General features: G+C 57.5%; 21 protein-coding genes. 12 read left to right on the top strand and 9 right to left on the bottom strand.

Annotated features, from left to right (window positions below):
• Positions 1 to 105 precede the first annotated feature (105 nt).
• From CU103_RS13350 to CU103_RS13375, 6 genes are all read left to right on the top strand, one after another.
• Complete coding sequence (locus tag CU103_RS13350; RefSeq protein WP_106664426.1) at positions 106 to 1,104, top strand: glycosyltransferase family 2 protein; 999 nt, start codon at positions 106 to 108, stop codon at positions 1,102 to 1,104.
• Positions 1,073 to 2,377, top strand: a complete 1,305-nt coding sequence (locus CU103_RS13355; RefSeq protein ID WP_106664427.1) for an O-antigen ligase family protein — start codon at positions 1,073 to 1,075, stop codon at positions 2,375 to 2,377. The genes CU103_RS13350 and CU103_RS13355 overlap by 32 nt, the downstream gene beginning before the upstream one ends.
• Positions 2,378 to 2,447: 70 nt before the next feature.
• The gene (gene proC, locus CU103_RS13360; RefSeq protein WP_106664428.1) at positions 2,448 to 3,263 is read left to right on the top strand and encodes a pyrroline-5-carboxylate reductase; all 816 of its coding nucleotides are present in this window, start codon (positions 2,448 to 2,450) and stop codon (positions 3,261 to 3,263) included.
• A 37-nt stretch (positions 3,264 to 3,300) separates the two neighbouring features.
• Positions 3,301 to 4,134, top strand: coding sequence for an urease accessory protein UreD (locus CU103_RS13365; RefSeq protein WP_106664598.1), 834 nt, complete (start codon positions 3,301 to 3,303; stop codon positions 4,132 to 4,134).
• 33 nt (positions 4,135 to 4,167) lie between these two features.
• A complete protein-coding gene (locus CU103_RS13370) occupies positions 4,168 to 4,470 on the top strand; it encodes an urease subunit gamma (RefSeq protein WP_106664429.1) in 303 nt (100 codons plus the stop codon).
• A 9-nt stretch (positions 4,471 to 4,479) separates the two neighbouring features.
• A complete protein-coding gene (locus CU103_RS13375; protein ID WP_106664599.1) occupies positions 4,480 to 4,785 on the top strand; it encodes an urease subunit beta in 306 nt (101 codons plus the stop codon).
• A gap of 89 nt (positions 4,786 to 4,874) precedes the next feature.
• Here the strand turns inward: CU103_RS13375 and CU103_RS13380 are convergent, their stop codons facing one another.
• Positions 4,875 to 5,258, bottom strand: a complete 384-nt coding sequence (locus CU103_RS13380; protein WP_106664430.1) for a hypothetical protein — start codon at positions 5,256 to 5,258, stop codon at positions 4,875 to 4,877.
• Between the two features lie 175 nt (positions 5,259 to 5,433).
• Here CU103_RS13380 and ureC point away from each other — a divergent pair, with 175 nt between their 5' ends.
• The 5 genes from ureC to ureG are packed head-to-tail and all read left to right on the top strand — an operon-like array spanning position 5,434 to position 9,438.
• Positions 5,434 to 7,146 (top strand): urease subunit alpha, encoded by a 1,713-nt coding sequence (gene ureC / locus CU103_RS13385; RefSeq protein WP_106664431.1) that lies wholly within the window; start codon positions 5,434 to 5,436, stop codon positions 7,144 to 7,146.
• Between the two features lie 10 nt (positions 7,147 to 7,156).
• Positions 7,157 to 7,669: a DinB family protein gene (locus CU103_RS13390; protein ID WP_106664432.1), complete on the top strand. Its 513-nt coding sequence runs from the start codon at positions 7,157 to 7,159 to the stop codon at positions 7,667 to 7,669.
• Positions 7,666 to 8,157, top strand: coding sequence for an urease accessory protein UreE (locus tag CU103_RS13395; protein ID WP_106664433.1), 492 nt, complete (start codon positions 7,666 to 7,668; stop codon positions 8,155 to 8,157). Before CU103_RS13390 ends, CU103_RS13395 begins: the two co-directional genes overlap by 4 nt.
• Positions 8,126 to 8,818, top strand: a complete 693-nt coding sequence (locus tag CU103_RS13400) for an urease accessory protein UreF (protein ID WP_425350600.1) — start codon at positions 8,126 to 8,128, stop codon at positions 8,816 to 8,818. The genes CU103_RS13395 and CU103_RS13400 overlap by 32 nt, the downstream gene beginning before the upstream one ends.
• Positions 8,815 to 9,438 carry an urease accessory protein UreG gene (ureG, locus tag CU103_RS13405; protein WP_106664435.1) on the top strand — a complete coding sequence of 208 codons (624 nt, stop codon included), beginning with the start codon at positions 8,815 to 8,817 and terminating at the stop codon, positions 9,436 to 9,438. The genes CU103_RS13400 and ureG overlap by 4 nt, the downstream gene beginning before the upstream one ends.
• On the opposite strand, the gene CU103_RS13410 is transcribed toward ureG, so the two are convergent.
• From CU103_RS13410 to CU103_RS13440, 7 genes are all read right to left on the bottom strand, one after another.
• On the bottom strand, positions 9,421 to 10,440 hold the full coding sequence (locus CU103_RS13410) for an LLM class flavin-dependent oxidoreductase (RefSeq protein ID WP_106664600.1): 1,020 nt from the start codon (positions 10,438 to 10,440) through the stop codon (positions 9,421 to 9,423). The genes ureG and CU103_RS13410 overlap by 18 nt on opposite strands.
• 99 nt (positions 10,441 to 10,539) lie before the next feature.
• A complete protein-coding gene (locus CU103_RS13415; RefSeq protein WP_106664436.1) occupies positions 10,540 to 10,737 on the bottom strand; it encodes a hypothetical protein in 198 nt (65 codons plus the stop codon).
• Between the two features lie 342 nt (positions 10,738 to 11,079).
• The gene (locus CU103_RS13420; protein ID WP_106664437.1) at positions 11,080 to 11,502 is read right to left on the bottom strand and encodes a hypothetical protein; all 423 of its coding nucleotides are present in this window, start codon (positions 11,500 to 11,502) and stop codon (positions 11,080 to 11,082) included.
• Positions 11,503 to 11,912: 410 nt separating this feature from the next.
• Positions 11,913 to 12,107, bottom strand: coding sequence for a hypothetical protein (locus tag CU103_RS13425; protein WP_106664438.1), 195 nt, complete (start codon positions 12,105 to 12,107; stop codon positions 11,913 to 11,915).
• Between the two features lie 81 nt (positions 12,108 to 12,188).
• On the bottom strand, positions 12,189 to 13,445 hold the full coding sequence (locus tag CU103_RS13430; protein WP_162707222.1) for a glycerate kinase type-2 family protein: 1,257 nt from the start codon (positions 13,443 to 13,445) through the stop codon (positions 12,189 to 12,191).
• 5 nt (positions 13,446 to 13,450) lie between these two features.
• Positions 13,451 to 13,867: a Dabb family protein gene (locus CU103_RS13435; protein WP_245448797.1), complete on the bottom strand. Its 417-nt coding sequence runs from the start codon at positions 13,865 to 13,867 to the stop codon at positions 13,451 to 13,453.
• Positions 13,868 to 13,882: 15 nt separating this feature from the next.
• Positions 13,883 to 15,193, bottom strand: coding sequence for an amidase (locus tag CU103_RS13440; RefSeq protein WP_106664440.1), 1,311 nt, complete (start codon positions 15,191 to 15,193; stop codon positions 13,883 to 13,885).
• A 211-nt stretch (positions 15,194 to 15,404) separates the two neighbouring features.
• Between CU103_RS13440 and CU103_RS13445 the strand changes: the two genes are divergently transcribed.
• Entirely contained in the window at positions 15,405 to 15,548 is a 144-nt protein-coding gene (locus tag CU103_RS13445) for a DUF1127 domain-containing protein (protein ID WP_106664441.1), read from the top strand.
• Positions 15,549 to 15,618: 70 nt separating this feature from the next.
• On the opposite strand, the gene CU103_RS13450 is transcribed toward CU103_RS13445, so the two are convergent.
• Positions 15,619 to 16,956: an HlyD family type I secretion periplasmic adaptor subunit gene (locus CU103_RS13450; RefSeq protein ID WP_106664602.1), complete on the bottom strand. Its 1,338-nt coding sequence runs from the start codon at positions 16,954 to 16,956 to the stop codon at positions 15,619 to 15,621.
• Positions 16,957 to 16,958 lie beyond the last annotated feature (2 nt).

Here is a 16,958-nt window from a genome sequence, read left to right on the forward strand (position 1 = left end):
GGGGACAAATTACCCATTATTGGATTTGATCGCAGAATGTAATGAAATGTTGAACAACCTGCTCCTATAAGTTGCAAGCATAGCTAACGGGTAAATATTCCGGTGATGAACCTGGACAACCTTCACGCCAATATCAGCGTTGTTGCGCAATCGCCGGACCTTGATCCGGAGTCGGTGGACGTTGTCGTGACGCTACCGACATTCAAGCGGCCGGAGCATTTGCTGAAGACGCTGGCGTCGTTGAAGGCGCAGGTGACCAAGCGCCGCTTTGCGATTATCGTCATGGAGAACGAGGCGGAGAAACGCGAAGGTGCCGAGGCAGCGAAACAGCTGTTCGAGATCGGCGAATACACAGGCCTGTTGATCATCGCCCATGACCGCGGAAATTGTAATGCTTACAATGCCGGATGGCTCACGGCCCTGAAGATGTTTCCAAATTTCTCGTCTTTGCTCGTGATCGACGACGACGAGATTGCGGATGCCAGCTGGATTGAAAACATGTGCATCACGCGGCAGAGCTATGGCGTGGATTTTGTCGGCGGGCCGCAGCTTCCGGTCTTTGCCAGGCAGGAGCATGCCATATGGTCGGCGCATCCGGTTTTCAGCCCGCACTACACGCAAACCGGCATTGTACCGATCATCTATTCATCCGGAAATCTTCTGATTGGCCGCAATGTCCTGGAAGCAATGCCGTTTCCGTTTCTCGACCTCACCTTCAATTTCATGGGCGGCGGCGATTCGGATTTCATCAGCCGCAGCGTGGTCAAGGGCTTCACCATCGCCTGGTGTGCCGAAGCGCCGGTCTACGAAACCATCCCGGCGCGGCGCGTCGAGGCCGACTGGATCAGGGCGCGCGCCCTGCGCAATGGGGTGATCTCAACCCTGATCGAAAAACGCAAGCGGGCGGATGAACCCTTTGGCGCAGCGAAAACGGTTGCGAAAAGCCTGGTGTTACTCGCCCTCTCGCCGTTTCGAGCCGTGGTGAAGGTGGCGCAGACAGGCTCGCTGTCCATCGGAATCTATCAGGTCTATATTGGCCTCGGCCGCGTTCTGGCGGAATTCGGATATTCCAATGAGCAGTATCGACAACCTGAAAAGAACTGACGCACCGGCGATACCAATGCGACTGGCCGCCAGCCTCGCCGCGGCGTCCATTCTGTGCGTCCTGCTGATTTCTTTTCGCCCTTTCCAGCCTGCGAGCACGGCCATCGCCGGCAGCGGTGGCGATCTCGTCAATCAGCTCGGATTCGGCGCACTCGGCGGCCTATCCCTGCTCGGCATGCTGGTGTTCGCCAATCCGCGCACCCTTTTTACGCTCATCAGTCCCATGTGGATCATCATGTTCGGCTTCCTCTTCCTGTCGACCTTTGTGGCGATCGATCCTGGGGCGGCGCAACGTGCGGTCGTTTTCACGCTGATCGGCGTGCTGTGCGTCGTTGCCGTACTGGCACTGCCGCGTGATGCGGATGGGTTTTCGCTGGCGCTGGCCATAGCGGCCTTTGCAGTGCTTGCGCTATCCTATGCCGGTCTCCTCATCGTTCCAGATCTGGCAAAACACACCACCAGCGAGATTGAGGCCGAACACGCTGGGCTTTGGCGCGGCATCTTTGCGCACAAGAACATTGCCGGGCCGGTGATGGCGGCCTTCTCGTTCGGCGGCATCTATCTGATCCGTCGCAGCTGGCGACGTATGGGGATCGCGCTTCTGCTGCTCGCGCTGTGGTTTGTTGCGCATACCGGTTCCAAGACTGCTACGGCGCTCGTGCCAATCGTAATATTTCTCGTCCTGTTTCCGGGCCTGTTCGGCTTGCGCATGGTCGCTGCGCTCCTCATCGGCATCGCACTAGCTGGCTTTTTCTTCTTCACGATCGGCTCGATGTTCTTCCCCGCGTCGCACGATCTCCTCGTCCAGATGGGCGCGGACGCAACTTTTACAGGCCGCACTTCCATTTGGCAGTTTGCACTGGAAAAGCTCGCTGCAACGCCGTGGCGGGGCTATGGCTTTGAAAGCTTCTGGGAAGCGCCCGTCGTGCGGCAGGCCGAGAACCCGAGCTATTATCTCGATTGGGATGTGCGCGGTATCGTCCACGCCCATAATGGCTACCTCGACATCGCTGTCGCCATGGGCTTTCCCGCGATGATCTGCGCCCTCATCGTGCTCGTGTTGCAGCCGCTTTTCGACTATGCCCGCTGCTTGCGCAAGCGGGAGAACGTATTCATGGCGGACTTTTTCATGATGTGCCTGACTTTCTCGCTGATGAACGCCTTTCTCGAGAGCTTCTTCTTCCGCCGCGCCGACCCGGTCTGGCTGCTGGTGGTCATGGCATGCTTCGGATTGCGGATGACTGCGCGTATTCCCATCGCAACGCGCGTGTAAATCGTTATTGCCCTGTTGACCCGGCGCACCACGGCGGACCAAAGTGCCGGCAAACAAGCGGGAGAATAGAATGGTCGATAATGTAGTGCTCGTCGGATGCGGCAATATGGGTTTTGCCATGCTCAAAGGCTGGCTGGATGCAGGCATATTGAAGCCGGACCAGGTTTATGTCGTCGAGCCGACCGATGCTTTGCGCGAACGTGCAGCAACGCTTGGCGTCCATGCCCACGCCGATGCCGGCAGGCTTGAAACGGACCTGTCACCCCGTGTCATTCTCATCGCGGTAAAGCCGCAGGTGATGCGCGATGTCTTGCCCGCCTATGAGCGCTTTGCTGACAAGACAACTTTTGTCAGCGTCGCTGCCGGTATAAAGGTCGCGCTCTTCGAACAGTATCTCGGCGATAAGGCCGCGATAATCCGTACTATTCCCAATACGCCCGCTGCGATCGGCAAGGGCATGATCGTCACTTTCCGCAATGCGCATGTAAGCGGCAGCGATGCCGGGTTTGTCGATACCTTGCTGAAGACAAGCGGTGAAGTTGCCGCAGTGGATGACGAGAGCTTGATCGATGTGGCAACGGCTGTTTCCGGCTCCGGCCCGGCCTATGTGTTCCATTTCATCGAATGCCTGACCGAGGCTGCCGTTGTGGCGGGCCTGGAGCGGAAGACTGCGGAACTGCTGGCGATGCAGACTGTCTACGGCGCCGGCGTCCTGGCGGCCTCCAGCGAGGACACGCCTACGAAACTTCGCGAACAGGTGACGAGCCCCAAAGGTACGACCGCTGCCGCCTTGGACGTGTTGATGGGTCACGACGAGCTCAAGCGCCTGATGATAAGGGCCATATCCAAGGCACACCAGCGCGCCATAGAGCTTGGAAGCCATTGAACTTTCGCGATTTCACCCATTGGTCTGGCGTCTTGAGATGAATGATCATTCTTCCCTCGACCTGACCTTTGAAGCCAGACCACAGCGTGCGTACGGCTCGGCGCGGCTTGCTGTCAAACCAGTCAATGGCCGCACGCGTATCGGTACGCTTTACCAGGAAGGTTGCGCCAAGATCCGCTTGCCGGATACCGATGACCTTTCGCTGGAAGCGGTAATGATCAATACGTCGGGCGGCCTTACGGGCGGCGACGAGATGCGCTGGCAATTCGCGGTTGCGGACGATTGCAGAGCGCAGATCACCACGCAGGCCTGTGAACGCATCTACAGGGCATCCGCCGGCGTCGCGGATGTTGCAAGCGCACTCGAAGCGGGAGAGCAAGCCTCGGTCGCCTGGCTGCCGCAGGAAACGATCCTGTTCGAAGGATCGGCGCTGAAACGGACCCTTACCGTCGATCTTGCGGAGACCAGCCGCGCGCTCATTGTCGAGCCGGTGGTTTTCGGGCGCAAGGCCATGGGTGAAGACGTGCGGAACTGCACCTTCCGCGATCGCTGGCGTATCCGGCGGGGTGGAAAGCTGATCCATGCCGAAGACTTCCTGATTGGTCCGGATGCGGCCTCGATGCTGGGCCGTGCGGCGATGTTTGGGGGAATGCGAACCATGGCCACGATCTTGTTGCTCGATGCGGATGCCGAACGATATCTCGAGCCCAGCCGAAAAATAATTGGAACAAAAGGCGGTGCTACCAGCTGGTCTGGCAAGCTTCTTGCGAGGGTGATCGATGGTGACGCCTATTCGCTGAGGAAGAGGCTGGTGCCGCTGATCGAACTGCTGAACAAAAAGGCAGGCGTGCCTAAAGTATGGTCAATTTAAGCTGCGACCAAAGAGTGATGCCCAAGGGAAAAAATGAATCTGACGCCGCGTGAAAAAGACAAGCTCCTCATCTCCATGGCGGCCATGGTGGCACGCCGCCGCCTCGAGCGCGGTGTCAAGCTCAATCACCCGGAAGCCATTGCCCTGATTAGCGATTTTGTCGTCGAGGGAGCACGCGATGGCCGCTCCGTCGCCGACCTGATGGAAGCTGGCGCGCATGTTCTCACCCGCGATCAGGTAATGGAGGGCATCCCGGAGATGATTCACGATATCCAGGTCGAGGCGACATTTCCTGACGGGACCAAGCTTGTCACCGTACACGAACCCATCCGCTAGGTGACCAGCATGATCCCAGGTGAAATCATTACGGCCAAGGGCGAGATCGAGCTCAATACCGGCGCGAGCAATCTAACGCTGAAAGTGGCAAATACCGGCGACCGTCCGGTGCAGGTCGGGTCGCACTACCATTTCTTCGAAACCAATTCGGCGCTGGCGTTCGAGCGCGACAAGGCGCGCGGCATGCGTCTCGACATTGCCGCCGGAACCGCGGTCCGGTTCGAGCCGGGACAGGAGCGCGATGTCACGCTCGTGCCACTTGGCGGGAACCGGACCGTCTATGGGTTTCAGCAGAAGATCATGGGAAAGCTTTGACCGGCCCGCTTGATTTCATACCGCAATGCGACCGGGAATGTGCCGATCGCAACGCATACGCCAAAAGCTGTTGGAGCGGGGCCCGCAGGTCAGCTTGGCTTCTTCGTGACGAGGGTCAAAAGGCCCTTGGCATCGAGACTGGCGATGACCACAGCCGCGGAAGTCAAACCCTTTTCCTTCAGTGCCGCTGCAACTTCCGGCGACTTGTCGATCGAGCTGCGCAGTTTCTCCACGTCCGTGTCGCTACGCTTGGCGATAGCTTCATTGACCTGGTTCTTGGTCGCTTCTGGCAATTCGTTGATGTCGACGATGTTGATCGTCGTAATCTGCGTTGCGCCCGGCTGGGCGGGCGTTTCGCTCTTGCCAGCGGGCTGCTGGGCATCGGGAGCCTGCGGCGCTGCGGACTGCGCGTAGGCAACGGAAGTTGCCAGCGGGAATGCCGCACAGAGCGCGAGGACTATCATCTTTCGCATCGTTGTTCCTTTCACATGATTGGCGAACGATCATCTACTGATGATGCGCGCACTTCACATGCCGAATTCGATCTGAAGCGGTCGCTGATCGGGTTATTCCAAGGCAATGTCGCGGCAGAAATGTGGCAAGAGCCCGCAGTCGCCCATGGCACAATTCACCCAAGAGGGAAGTTTCATGCCCGCTAAAATCACTCGTTCCGCCTATGCCCGGATGTTCGGCCCAACCACCGGCGACAAGGTTCGCCTTGCCGATACCGAGCTCTTTATCGAGGTGGAAAAAGACTTCACCGTCTATGGCGAAGAGGTGAAATTCGGTGGCGGCAAAGTCATTCGCGACGGCATGGGCCAGAGCCAGGTGGCTCGCGCAGATGGTGCTGTCGATACTGTGATTACCAATGCGCTGATCGTCGATCACAGCGGCATCTACAAGGCCGACGTGGGCCTGAAGGACGGGTTGATCGTTGCCATCGGCAAGGCGGGCAATCCCGACACACAGCCGGGCGTGACCATTATCATCGGCCCTGGCACGGAGATCATCGCCAGCGAGGGAAAGATACTTACCGCCGGAGGGATGGACGCGCATATTCATTTCATCTGCCCGCAGCAGATCGAGGAAGCGCTGATGTCCGGCATCACCACCATGTTCGGTGGCGGCACAGGTCCGGCACATGGAACATTGGCAACCACCTGCACGCCTGGGCCGTGGCACATGGGACGGATGATCCAGTCTTTTGATGCGATCCCGATGAATATCGGCCTCTCCGGCAAGGGCAACGCGTCGCTGCCGAATGCACTGGAGGAAATGATCCTCGGCGGCGCATGCTCGCTCAAGCTGCATGAGGACTGGGGCACGACACCCGCTGCGATCGACAATTGCCTGTCAGTTGCTGACCAATACGACGTTCAGGTAATGATCCACACCGACACGCTGAACGAGAGCGGCTTTGTCGAGGACACGGTTGCCGCATTCAAGGGCCGTACCATCCACGCCTTTCACACGGAAGGCGCCGGCGGCGGGCATGCACCAGACATCATCAAGATCTGCGGCCTGCCGAATGTCATACCCTCGTCGACCAATCCGACGCGGCCCTATACCAAGAACACCATTGCCGAACATCTCGACATGCTGATGGTCTGTCATCATCTGTCCTCCTCTATCCCGGAAGACGTGGCCTTTGCCGAGAGCCGCATCCGCAAGGAAACGATCGCGGCCGAGGATCTCCTGCACGATATCGGCGCGTTTTCGATCATCTCTTCCGACAGCCAGGCGATGGGACGGGTCGGGGAAGTGCTGATCCGCACCTGGCAGACTGCCGACAAGATGAAGCGCCAGCGCGGGAGTCTGCCACAGGAGACAGGTGACAACGACAATTTCCGCGTGAAGCGCTATATCGCCAAATACACCATCAACCCGGCTATCGCACAGGGCGTTTCGCGGCATGTTGGCTCCATCGAGGTTGGCAAACGTGCCGATGTCGTGCTTTGGAATCCGGCCTTCTTCGGTGTGAAACCAGACATGGTCCTGATTGGCGGCTCGATCGCCGCCGCGCCGATGGGCGATCCGAATGCGTCGATCCCGACGCCACAGCCGGTACACTATCGCTATATGTTCGGTGCCTATGGCAAGAATGTCAGCAATTCGTCGGTGACATTCGTCAGCAAGGCTTCGGTTGAAGCCGGTTTGCGCCAGTCGCTTGGCATCGACAAGCAGTTGATCGGGGTCGAGAACACGCGGGGCGGCATTTCCAAGGCCTCGATGATCCACAATGATGCGACCCCGCATGTGGAGGTCGACCCGGAGACCTATGAAGTGCGCGCCGATGGTGAACTGTTGACCTGCGAACCCGCGACGGTATTGCCGATGGCGCAACGCTATTTCCTGTTTTGAGGACAATGCAATGAAAGACCATTTTCGGCGCCTCGCCTATTACAACAGATGGGCCAATGGGCGAATTTACGCGGCTGTCGCGACACTCGACCCGGAAGACTATTTCGCGGACCGGCGCGCCTTCTTCAAATCCGTCCACGGCACGCTCAACCACATTCTGGCGATCGACAAATTATGGTTCGGGCGTTTTACCGGCAACCTTTATGCCATTCCATCGCTCGACGTTATCCTGCACGACAACTTCGGCGACCTCCATGCCGCCCGCATTGCGCTCGATGATCACATCGTCGGCGTGATCGAGGGCATGAATGAAGCATCGCTCACGGGAGTCTTTCGCTGGATCACCACCGAAGGTGAGCCCTATATCTCAACGCTCGATCGCTGCCTGACACAGATTTTCAACCACCAGACCCATCATCGCGGGCAGGTGCATACGCTGCTGTCACAATTGACCGGCCACGCGCCGCCAATCGATTTCTTCCTGTGCATGAACCACGATTTCAACCCGGAAAACCCAAAATGAAGCGAGTGACGGATCACGGCCACGCCGGACATTATCACGGCACGGCGTTCGATCATGTGGTGCTTGCCCATGACGAGCGGCATTTGCGCCGCAAGGTGCTGACCTTATCAAGGGGCGAGCAAATCCTTGTCGATCTGCCTGATGCGATCGCGTTCGGCCATGGCGATGTGCTCATTCTCGAAGACGGGCGGATGGCAGAGATCATTGCGGCCAATGAGTCGCTCTACGAAATCACTCCTCGCAGCCGGCAGCATTTAACGGAACTGGCCTGGCACCTCGGCAACCGGCATCTGCCGGCTCAACTCGAAGAGAATCGCATCGTCATTTTGAGAGATCACGTCATAAAAGGGATGCTGGAAGGGCTCGGCGCCAAAGTTATCGAGATCACCGCTCCATTCCATCCGCTGCGCGGAGCCTATCACAGCGGGCACGGCCATTCGCATGGGCATGACGATCATGAGCACCACCATCATCACGCCGATGACTGACCTTGACCCAAACGCGGCGCTTTTGCGCCTGATGACGTGGCTCTCCCCGGCCTTCCCGGTCGGGGCGTTTTCCTATAGCCACGGGATCGAGCGGGCCGTGCATGACGGACTGATCCATGACAAGACCTCACTGCAGAACTGGCTGTACGATTTGATGCACCACGGTTCGGTGTGGAATGACGCTGTTCTGTTTGCGGCAAGCTGGCGGGCGTCGGACAGCGGTGTCGATTTCCAGCACATCGCCGAACTCGGCGAAGCCATGGCGGGTTCGAAAGAACGGCATATGGAAACCATGCTCCAAGGCAACGCATTCCTGCATGCCATACGGCATTGGGGCGTAAAAGAATCCGCCTTCGCCGATGACATGCCCTACCCCGTCGCCGTCGCCGCCATTGCTGCCAGCAACGGCGTTTCGCTGAAGCCTGCGCTAGCGGCGTTTCTGCATGCGGTTCTTTCGAACCTTATTCAGGGTGCTGTCCGTCTAATACCGCTCGGTCAAAGCCACGGCGTCGCCCTGATGGCAGCGATGGAAATGCAGATCATAACGATCGCTGCGCAGGCGGCAGATTCGAATCTTGATGATCTCGGCTCAGCGACCATCATGTCCGACATCATGGCCATGCAACATGAAACACAATATTCGAGGGTATTTCGCTCATGATTTCGCAAAACGGACCGCTCAGGGTTGGCATTGGCGGGCCAGTCGGCTCCGGCAAGACCACTGTCACCGAGATGCTGTGCAAGGCGTTGCGTGACCGCTATTCCATTGCTGTCGTCACCAACGACATTTATACCAAGGAAGACGCGCTGATCCTCAACCGGCTGCAGGCGCTGCCCGAAGACCGCATCATGGGCGTGGAAACAGGGGGCTGTCCGCATACCGCCATTCGCGAGGATGCAACCATCAACCTGCAGGCAATCGCCGAGATGAACAAGCGGCATCCAGATCTCGATATCGTCTTCATCGAGTCGGGCGGCGACAATCTGGCGGCAACCTTCTCGCCCGATCTCGCCGACCTGACGATCTATGTGATTTCCGTCTGCCAGGGCGAGAAAATACCGCGCAAGGGCGGGCCCGGCATCACCCGGTCAGACCTGCTGATCATCAACAAGAAGGATCTGGCGCCATATGTCGGGGCAAATCTCGACGTTATGGACGCCGATACCAGGATTCAGCGCGGCGCCAAGCCCTATGTCTTTACCGACATGCTGCGCAGGAACGGCCTCGACGAAGTCATTGCTTTCATCGAGGCAGCAGGTGGCTTACGCCAAGCGGCTTAGGGGTGCGGCTTCAGGTCGCTTGATCATGACCTCGGCAAGAATCTCGTAGGAGCGTATTCGCGCCGTGTGATCAAAGATCTGTCCTGTCACCATAATTTCATCCGCACCCGTGCGCTGGATAAAATCCTCGACACCGGCTTTGACGGTCTCCGGTGAGCCGACCACACTGCATGACAGCGCCTGGCGCAAGATCGCCTTGGCATGCAGGTCCAGGGTTTCCTCATAGCCTTCCATGGGCGCAGGGAGCTGGCCGGGGTTACCCGTACGCAAGTTGACGAAAGCCTGCTGTTGCGAGCTTTGCAGCAGCTTCGCCTCGGCATCGGTCTCGGCCGCAAAGACATTGAGGCCCAGCATTACATAAGGCTTGTCGAGGTATTCGGACGGCTCGAACCGGGTGCGGTAGATCTCGATGGCGCGCTCCATTTCCGCCGGGGCAAAATGCGACGCAAAGGCATAGGGCAAGCCGAGCGCCGCTGCGAGCTGCGCACCGAACAGGCTCGAGCCCAGTATCCACACCGGCACCTTGAGCCCCGCTCCAGGCACGGCGACAACGCGCTGGCCAGGTTCGGGATCGCGGAAATAGCCCAGCAGTTCAACCACATCCTGCGGGAAACCGTTAATGTCCTGATCCAGATTGCGCCGCAGGGCCTGGGCGGTGATCTGATCCGTACCGGGTGCGCGGCCAACGCCGAGATCAATCCGGTCCGGATGAAGAGAGGCAAGTGTACCGAAGGCTTCGGCGACCATCAGCGGGGAATGGTTTGGCAGCATGATACCGCCCGCACCGAGGCGAATCTTCGAGGTGCCCGCGGCCACGTGGGCAATCACCACAGCCGTCGCGGCGCTGGCAATTCCGCGCATACTATGGTGCTCGGCGAGCCACAGGCGATTATAACCGAGGCGTTCTGCATGTTGCGCAAGATCGAGCGAGTTGCGGAGAGATTGCCCGGCATTGCTGCCAGCGGTAATCGGTGAAAGGTCGAGGACAGATAAAGGGATCATTGGCTTCATATAGGCAAGCACCTATCGCGCACAATGAGCGCAGGCGATTTCATGATTCACAAATATTGAAGCTTGATTGAATGGGAGAGATTGCGAGAGCTAGACAGGGCGTGACGATTGCAGACGCAGTTCGAGACCAGCGACAGCACGGGTTTCCTGCGACAATTGCTCATTGGCCTCGCGAATTGCGGTTTCGATAAAGTAGGCGATCATTTCGAAACCTTCATTGTCTGCAACCGTGCACAATTTCGAGAGCTCCGTTTTCAGTGCTTCCAGTGTTTTTGCTCTCTTGCTCATGCTGTTCTCTCCCATATCCCGTGAACCGCAATGGTGAACTACCCCTCGCACCAAACGTTCTCGCATCAGTGTGCAGGCAATAGCCATGCGACCAATGTGCTTATCAACAAATTCCGCGATACTTTCGTGGAAAATTTTGTCGATGGTTAATTGTGCTTGCTGATCGCGATATGACTTTATATCTCACATTAATAGCAAAACAACTGGTTTGAAAAGCCCAGACATTGCTTCAAATATCTGTGATCCTGCAGCGCTTCTATCAAATTTTGTTAAAATTTTACAAAACTATACGTAAGTGCCTGGATGTGTTCAATATTTAATTTGACCATCGAACAATCCCTGCTAGAAATTTGAAAGTTGAACTTTCGCTTTTCCGCATAAAGCTCTCGAGCCTGTCTCTTCTGCCTTGTCGATTATTCCCGAGGCCAGATCAGAGACAATTTCGACCGCTATATCTTCCGGCAGTCCGGTCTCCTTCATTCCCGCCCTCATGGCAGCTTCACTGGCTTCGTCAGTTCCGCAGATATAGGCCCGTGCTTCGAGCACGGCCGCCTGTTGAAACCTTTCATTGCTGACGTCAGTACTCTCCGTAGATGCCTCCGTTTGGTTCTTGATATTGAATGCATGCACCGGAGCCACTGCAGCAGTAGACGCTATGAGCGCCGCAGCCAGAATGGGGATAGATGATCTATAAAATTGCATTGCCCGCCCCTCCCGATCACACTTAGAGGCCCCAGCGGTTATCGCTATTTTTGCCTCGTTCATGGATTATTAACGGATTGGGGACTGGTTCCGTTCCCTATGCATAGTCAACAGCCCGTGATTGGAGCGTGACGGACGGCAAATGCTGCAATGCACCAAACGCAATGCTGCTATGCAATATTGTCTATATTAAATCAGTCGAGTTGAGTTATTCTCAGATCAGGAATTTTCGACAGCGTCACCTCCTCCCGGCTCTGTCGAAACGGATGGCCTCTTCTCCTCCCAGAAGGCCCTCCATAACCAACGAAACCCACCGCACCTCCTCCCGCGGTGGGTTTTGTTGTTTCAGGCACCTTCACTCGACTTCGTCCGATGGGACTGCATCGGCCTCGCCAAACCCCTCCCAGTGGTTATCCCTTGACGCGAAAACGCCGCCCTCAAATCGAAGGCGGCGCTAAAGAACGGGTATCTGGTTACTGTGCAGCCGCGGGCTTCGCCGCGTCCTTTGCGGCAGCTTCAGCCGTTGCCCGCGTCGTCAAGGATTTGGGTGGCGGAACATAATAGGTGTCCTTGGCCGGCGAGGGTCCCGAGGCGGTTACCTTTGGTCCTGTGGTACAGCCCGCAAGAAGAACGAGGGACAGGGCAACCAGGGGCAGTGCAGTTCGCATTCGATTTTCCTTTGCATGGAGGGAATCGGTTTCCGGTTGACCATCCAATCGTGGCGATACCACGTCAATCCGGGCAAACGTTCAGCGAATTAAGATGGCGCGCAAATCATTGACGTTTGTGCCGGTGGGACCCGGCACGAACAGGTCGTCGATCGCGTTGAACGCGGTCCAGGCATCGTTGCTGTTGAGATAGGCCGAAGCGTCGTGACCCTTTGCCAGCAGCCGCGCAATGCTGGTGCTGTCCGCAAACGCACCGGCATTGTCTTCAGATCCGTCTATCCCATCGGTGTCGGCCGCGAAGGCGCTGATGCCATCCGCCCCGTCGATATCGAGGGCAAGCGACAAAAGAAATTCGCTGTTGCGACCGCCCTTGCCCTTACCACGGACGGTCACGGTCGTTTCCCCGCCAGAAAGAATCACGACTGGCCTTGTAAATGGCTGGTTCTTCAACAGAACCTGTTTGGCGAGCGCCGCATGAACATGGGCGACTTCGCGCGCTTCGCCTTCGATGGCATCTGACAGGATAACCGCTTCGACGCCCAGGTCGCGCGCTGCCTTGGCAGTTGCTTCCAACGAGACCGCGGCGGAAGCAATCAGATGATGTTCATGCCCGGCAAAGAGAGCGTCGGAAGGTTTGGGAGCATCGGCTTTGTCCGAATGTAGACGTGCCAGCGCTGCCTTCGGCAAATCGAGATTGTAACGCTCGACAATCCGAAGAGCATCTTCCCGCGTCGTTTCGTCGGTGACCGTCGGGCCAGAAGCGACAAACGCCGGATTGTCCCCCGGAATATCGGAAACAATCAAAGAAAATACCTGGGCAGGATGGGCCGCAGCGGCGAGCCGCCCGCCTTTGATCGTGGAGAGATGTTTGCGCACCGCATTCATTGCCGAGATTGGGGCGCCCGATGCGAGCAGAACCTTGTTGACCGCTATCTCGTCTTCCAGCGTCATGCCTTCCGGCGGCGACGGCAGCAACGCCGAACCGCCGCCCGAAATCAGCGCCACAACCAGGTCGTCTGCGGTAAGACCGGACACGGTTTCAAGCAGACGTTTTGAGGCAACAAGGCCGGCAGCGTCCGGAACCGGATGGGACGCTTCGATAATTTCTATGTATTTGCACGCTGCGCCGAAGCCATAACGGGTAACAACGACGCCTTCGAGCGGGCCGTCCCAAACCTTCTCGAACGCGCTGGCCATCTGCGCCGAACCCTTGCCGGCTCCGATCACAATCGTCCGGCCTTTCGGCTTTGGTGGAAGATGCGCGGCAATCGTCAGCTCCGGATCAGCTGCATCGACAGCGGCCTGAAAGAGTTTTTTGAAGAATTCCTTATCCTGCATCGGTCTCAAACTTCCATATCAAAAACGATAACACCTTCAGCACCGCCCACAGTCGACGACACGATATTCCTGGCTATCGTCTGGTGTTCGGCATCAACGAGGTAGGCGTCTCGAGCGGCGCCATCGGCAAAGTCGAGGATAAACCCTTCGGAGAAGCCCTTGTCCATCCCGGTTTCTGGACTGACATTCTCACCCCATTGAATCGCGTTTGCACCTGGCAGCTTTGCACAGAGGGCCTCAAGGGCAAGGTAGATGGATTGCCGCTCACTCGCCGGCACATCGTCACGAAAACGGAGAAATACACAATGGCGGATCACGGGCGGGGCCTCTTCTTTATTGCAAAGGGGGTAACTTCCGGTGCGCATCCTGACGAGATTGCCGGAAATTGCGAGTGCTATTTCCACCCGCCCTAAAAATAACACCGGCAAATCGCCTGACTATACCGATTTGGATAGAAGCTGTTCCACGGACAAGGCCATAGCAAGGAGCCGGCGGTCCGCGCCATGCTGCGCTATCAGCATCAATCCGGCGGGCAATTGCATGCCCGGCATGGGCAGGCTGATCGCGGTAAGGTCGAACTGGTTGGCGATCTGCGTGTAGCGCAGAAGCTGAGATTCCGTTTCCTTGTAGAAGGCGTCATCATCCATGACCGGGGCGATCAAGGGTGCCACAATCGGTACGGTTGGCATCGCAAACAGGTCAAAATTGCCGATGCGTTCATCCATTTGCCGAACGAGCGCCTGCCGCTTCTGCATCACGCTGATGTAATCCGACTCCGAAACACTCAACCGGCGCAGAAGCGGCCGCCTTACCCGCTGGTCGACATCCAGTGTGTCATCGTGCAGCCAGGAGGCATGAACCCGGCTGCCTTCAATGCCTGCAATCGAACCGACCGAAGTGGCGTCAGCCATTGCATCGATCAGATCGTCGATTGAGCATTCGATGATGAGAGCCCCCGCCTTCTCGCAGGCCTTCAGGGTCTCGTCGAAACCATGGGCAACCGGTTTCTCAAGCGAGTCAAGCAACTGGCTGCGAGGCACGCCGATGCGCAAGCCGTTCAGCGAGACCGGTTCAGGAAGGCCAACCGCCTCCCCCGCCATGATGGAGTCGGCTACCGCGCAATCAGAAACGGAACGCGCTAGGGGGCCGATGGAATCGAGGCTTGGTGACAAGGGAAACGCGCCTTGCAGTGGTATGCGCCTTGCTGTGGGCTTGAACCCCGCAACCCCGTTCAGTGCTGCCGGAATGCGGACCGAGCCACCGGTATCCGATCCGATAGAGATTTCGCTCGTACCTTCCGCCACCGAGATGCCCGCGCCAGTCGATGACCCGCCGGCAATCCGGCGCGGATCAACGGCATTCCCTGCAACGGGATAGTGCGGATTGAGCCCGACGGCGGTGAAGGCGAATTCAGTCATGATCGTCTTCCCGATGATGATTGCCCCTGCTGCCCGCAATCTTTCGACAACGACTGCATCGATGGTTGCGGGCGCTGCAGTTTGCCGAATGATCGAACCGGCCAGTGTCGGTTCACCGGCGACATCGAACAGATCCTTGATCGAGACAATCCTGCCGTCGAGCGGCCCGCGCAGCGCCGCGTCCGCCATGCGCTTGTCGGCCGCATCCGCCTCAAGACGTGCGGTCTCAAAGTACAGCTTGACAAAAACGCGCTCATCAGCGGCGCGTGCAGATAGTCGCGTCAGGATTTGTTCGAGCCTGTCGCGTGCAGATGATTTGTGTTGGGGCACTTTTCTATCCTGAGAGGGGTCGATATCAGCCGATCTTTTATAGCCGGAAGCGGTCCGGAAATGAAAGCCTGTCAAACCCGGGGCCGCGCCGGCCGATTGCTGCTATGCAGCAACATCAATGCTGCCTTGCAACAACGGCAATTTTCAATCGATACAACTCACTGCATATTTTGTTTCAGGGAGGGCAAAAAAACATAAAGGGGTATGAACCATGAGCCTTCGCCACCGTATTCAAAAGTACCGTCAGTACCGGCAGAACCTGCACGAACTGCGCCTTTGCACCGATCGCAATCTTGCCGATCTTGGCATTGCCCGCACCGATATTCGCCGGATCGCCTGGCAAGCCTGCAATTAACTGCACAATGGAATTCAGACAAATGGCGTTCGCGACCCGCGGCCGCCATTTGTCAGAGGGATGACCCGGGTCAGGATTCTCTGAAGGCGCGTGACATACTGTCGATCACCGGCTTTGCAAGATATTCGAAGAATGTACGTTCGTGAGTCTGGATGAGAATATCCGCCGGCATTCCGGGCGTTGGCGTAAAGCCATGGATCCGGGCAAGCTCGTCCGCAGGAATACTGACACGCGCCAGATAGACCTCCTGCTTCTGGTTGCTTGTGGCGTCAGTTACGGAATCGGCTGACACATAGTCGACCCGGCCGTTGATGATCGGCGTCGTGCGCTGGTTGAGCGCGCTCAGGCGCACATGTGCCACCTGGCCTTCCTTGACCTCATCGATCTGCATGCGGGGGATCTGCGCCTCTATGATGAGCGGTACACCTGCGGGAAGAATCTCGATGATCGGCTTTCCGCTTTCGATGACCCCGCCCGGCGTATGATAATAGAGACGGATGATCGTGCCCGAAACGGGAGCCTTGACCACGGTGCGGCTCAGAATATCTTCCGCCTGGCGCGACTGCTCGCGTACGGTGTCGAGTTCGGCTTCGGCGCTCTGGACCTCATCAAGCGCCGCCTGCTTTTCGGTATCCTTCGTCTGTATCATTTCTTTCTGGAATTTCTCGATCTGCGCGTTGACTTCCTGGATTTCTGCGTCAAGCCGCGCAATCGTGCCGTTGCCATCCGCTATGGCGCGTTCGAGAACGCTGACCTCAGAGCGGGCCATGAGCCCTTTTCTATAGAGCGAATACTTGGCCTCATACTCGTCATTGAGCAGAAGGACCTGTTTACGTGTTGCATCAATCTGCGCATTACGCCCGATGCGGCGGAATTCCAGCGCCGAGATATTGCGCTGCATCATCTGGAGTTCATTGGCATATTTTGCATGGGCCGCATTGAAATTGTCGCTCTGGCTATCGTTGACGGCACGTATCTCCGGATTGGCCATATTCTCCAGGATGATCTTCGGCGGCTGATAGCGATCTTCGCCGTGGACAATGGCATGAAGCCGGGCGAGGATTGCTTCAAGACGCGCCTGGCGCAGGAACAGCTGTTGCGAATTGGCGCGCGGCGCTGTCTCGTCAAGGTGGACAAGGTCATCACCTTCCTTGACACGGTCACCTTCTCGGACCAGCAGCTCCTTGATAATTCCGCCTTCCAGATGCTGAACGACCTTGTTCTTGCCTGTGGCTACAAAGCTGCCCGGCGCGATGACTGCAGCTGCAAGTTGTGCGGTTGCAGCCCACGTGCCGAAGCCGCCAAAGCAGACGAAGATCAGCACTATCCCGAATTTTGTATAGGGCCTGATTGATCTTGGAACGCCGTCGTACCATTCCAGGTTATTCATTATGTTTGATGCGGCCATCG

It is taken from the genome of Phyllobacterium sophorae (assembly GCF_003010965.1).
Lineage (GTDB): Bacteria > Pseudomonadota > Alphaproteobacteria > Rhizobiales > Rhizobiaceae > Phyllobacterium > Phyllobacterium sophorae.

What these genes read in the sequence shown, in the direction of transcription:
- CU103_RS13350 (WP_106664426.1), top strand. Translation starts at nt 106, where the DNA reads ATGAACCTGGACAACCTTCACGCCAATATCAGCGTTGTTGCGCAATCG.
- CU103_RS13355 (WP_106664427.1), top strand. Translation starts at nt 1,073, where the DNA reads ATGAGCAGTATCGACAACCTGAAAAGAACTGACGCACCGGCGATACCA.
- proC (WP_106664428.1), top strand. Translation starts at nt 2,448, where the DNA reads ATGGTCGATAATGTAGTGCTCGTCGGATGCGGCAATATGGGTTTTGCC.
- CU103_RS13365 (WP_106664598.1), top strand. Translation starts at nt 3,301, where the DNA reads ATGAATGATCATTCTTCCCTCGACCTGACCTTTGAAGCCAGACCACAG.
- CU103_RS13370 (WP_106664429.1), top strand. Translation starts at nt 4,168, where the DNA reads ATGAATCTGACGCCGCGTGAAAAAGACAAGCTCCTCATCTCCATGGCG.
- CU103_RS13375 (WP_106664599.1), top strand. Translation starts at nt 4,480, where the DNA reads ATGATCCCAGGTGAAATCATTACGGCCAAGGGCGAGATCGAGCTCAAT.
- CU103_RS13380 (WP_106664430.1), bottom strand. Translation starts at nt 5,258, where the DNA reads ATGCGAAAGATGATAGTCCTCGCGCTCTGTGCGGCATTCCCGCTGGCA.
- ureC (WP_106664431.1), top strand. Translation starts at nt 5,434, where the DNA reads ATGCCCGCTAAAATCACTCGTTCCGCCTATGCCCGGATGTTCGGCCCA.
- CU103_RS13390 (WP_106664432.1), top strand. Translation starts at nt 7,157, where the DNA reads ATGAAAGACCATTTTCGGCGCCTCGCCTATTACAACAGATGGGCCAAT.
- CU103_RS13395 (WP_106664433.1), top strand. Translation starts at nt 7,666, where the DNA reads ATGAAGCGAGTGACGGATCACGGCCACGCCGGACATTATCACGGCACG.
- CU103_RS13400 (WP_425350600.1), top strand. Translation starts at nt 8,126, where the DNA reads ATGAGCACCACCATCATCACGCCGATGACTGACCTTGACCCAAACGCG.
- ureG (WP_106664435.1), top strand. Translation starts at nt 8,815, where the DNA reads ATGATTTCGCAAAACGGACCGCTCAGGGTTGGCATTGGCGGGCCAGTC.
- CU103_RS13410 (WP_106664600.1), bottom strand. Translation starts at nt 10,440, where the DNA reads ATGATCCCTTTATCTGTCCTCGACCTTTCACCGATTACCGCTGGCAGC.
- CU103_RS13415 (WP_106664436.1), bottom strand. Translation starts at nt 10,737, where the DNA reads ATGAGCAAGAGAGCAAAAACACTGGAAGCACTGAAAACGGAGCTCTCG.
- CU103_RS13420 (WP_106664437.1), bottom strand. Translation starts at nt 11,502, where the DNA reads ATGAACGAGGCAAAAATAGCGATAACCGCTGGGGCCTCTAAGTGTGAT.
- CU103_RS13425 (WP_106664438.1), bottom strand. Translation starts at nt 12,107, where the DNA reads ATGCGAACTGCACTGCCCCTGGTTGCCCTGTCCCTCGTTCTTCTTGCG.
- CU103_RS13430 (WP_162707222.1), bottom strand. Translation starts at nt 13,445, where the DNA reads ATGCAGGATAAGGAATTCTTCAAAAAACTCTTTCAGGCCGCTGTCGAT.
- CU103_RS13445 (WP_106664441.1), top strand. Translation starts at nt 15,405, where the DNA reads ATGAGCCTTCGCCACCGTATTCAAAAGTACCGTCAGTACCGGCAGAAC.
- CU103_RS13450 (WP_106664602.1), bottom strand. Translation starts at nt 16,956, where the DNA reads ATGGCCGCATCAAACATAATGAATAACCTGGAATGGTACGACGGCGTT.